Source organism: Marinomonas aquiplantarum (assembly GCF_003314975.1).
Taxonomy (GTDB): Bacteria; Pseudomonadota; Gammaproteobacteria; order Pseudomonadales; family Marinomonadaceae; genus Marinomonas; species Marinomonas aquiplantarum.
Genome location: NZ_QNRF01000028.1, coordinates 1 through 1,231 on the forward strand (window position 1 = coordinate 1; position 1,231 = coordinate 1,231).

The 1,231-nt window shown below is 42.9% G+C and carries 1 protein-coding gene; it reads left to right on the top strand.

Annotated features, from left to right (window positions below; all coding sequences use genetic code 11):
* Window positions 1-64: 64 nt before the first annotated feature.
* A protein-coding gene (locus DFP76_RS18015) for an IS3 family transposase (RefSeq protein WP_245931978.1) occupies window positions 65-1,212 on the top strand; the annotation gives its coding sequence in 2 pieces (ribosomal slippage) (window positions 65-302 and window positions 302-1,212; 1,149 coding nt in all).
* Window positions 1,213-1,231: the final 19 nt, after the last annotated feature.

Here is a 1,231-nt window from a genome sequence, read left to right on the forward strand (position 1 = left end):
TGGACTTCCCAGACTTTACTAGACACCTATTAACGTTAAAATCTAGTTAAATAAGAGGTGTATTATGAAGTCCAAACGTTACCCTGAAGAATTTAAAAGAGAAGCGGTTAAACAAGTAACAGAGCGTGGTTATTCTGTTGCTGAAGTGGCTCAACGGCTCGATACAACCACTCATAGTTTATACACTTGGATCAAAAAGTATGGAGAGTCACATTCTCAACCATCCGAAGACCTTGATTTAGCCTCTGAGAACGCTCGACTCAAGTCTGAACTAAGACGAATCACGGAGGAGCGTGACATTCTAAAAAAGGCCGCAAGGTACTTTGCCAACAACCCAGAGTAAAGTACGCCTTTGTTCGAGATCACCAAAAAGAACACTCTGTTCAATTGATGTGTCACGTCTTTAAAATTCATCGAAGCGGTTATTATGCTTGGTTGAAAAAGCCACTGTCTGATCGGTCTATTGAAGATCTGCGACTGTTAGAAAGAATACGTGAATGCTACATCGCTAGCGGTGGAACCTATGGAAGCCCATGGATACATCGCGACCTTCGGGATGAGGGAGAATCCTGTAGCGTACATCGTGTTGCCAAGATCATGCGTAATAACAAGATTAAGGCCCAGATTGGCTATAAACGTCGCCATATCCAAGGCGGTAAAGTAGGCAAGATTGCTGACAACATATTGAAGCGTCAGTTTAATCCTGATGCTCCTAATAAAGCGTGGGTAAGCGATATCACCTACGTTAGGACCCATGAAGGCTTTTTGTACGTAGCAACTGTTATCGACTTATTTTCCCGACGTGTTGTTGGATGGTCAATGGATAAAATGATGGATCGTCATCTGGTCATTAATGCTCTACTAATGGCCATCTGGCAGCGCAAACCTAAAGGTGAAGTACTGGTACACAGCGATCAGGGGAGCCAATATGCTAGCTCTGACTATCTCGCTTTTATGAAGGCTCATAATTTAGCACCATCAATGAGTCGTCGAGGAAATTGTCATGATAATGCGGTGGCAGAAAGCTTTTTTGCGACTTTCAAGAAGAGGGTAACAAAACGAAAGATCTACTCGACACGAGAAGAGGCGAAAGGTGAGATATTTAATTTTATTGAGATGTTCTACAATCCGATAAAACGACATTCGCATACAGGCGGCGTGTCACCAGCTAAGTTCGAAGAAAAGTATTTTTTAGAAGTTCCTACCGCCTAGCAAACTCTGGGAAGTCCAG